This is a genomic window from Brevibacillus sp. HB1.2 (assembly GCF_013332495.1).
Classification (GTDB): Bacteria; Bacillota; Bacilli; order Brevibacillales; family Brevibacillaceae; genus Brevibacillus; species Brevibacillus porteri.
In genome coordinates, this window is sequence record NZ_JABMIU010000054.1 from 1 (window position 1) to 234 (window position 234).

Below are 234 nucleotides of genomic sequence, written 5' to 3' on the forward strand. Positions count from 1 at the left end.
AGCTCTCGAAACGACAATGCGCTAGTTCTTGAGACTTTCAAGAAAGCATTTAAAACACAAAAAGACGTGACTGGTGTGATCGTTCACAGCGATCAGGGTCACCAGTACACGTCCCATGCATACCACGACATGCTGCCTACGGTTGGCGCCCAGATCAGCATGTCACGACGAGGTAATTGCCTAGACAACTCCTCGATGGAAAGCTTCTTTTCTCATTTGAAAACCGAAGCTCTA

The 234-nt window shown here is 47.4% G+C and carries 1 protein-coding gene; it reads left to right on the forward strand.

Going from position 1 to position 234, the window contains the following annotated elements:
• The coding region (locus HPY28_RS30230) for a DDE-type integrase/transposase/recombinase (protein ID WP_174231981.1) at positions 1-234 on the forward strand (234 nt) is incomplete at both ends.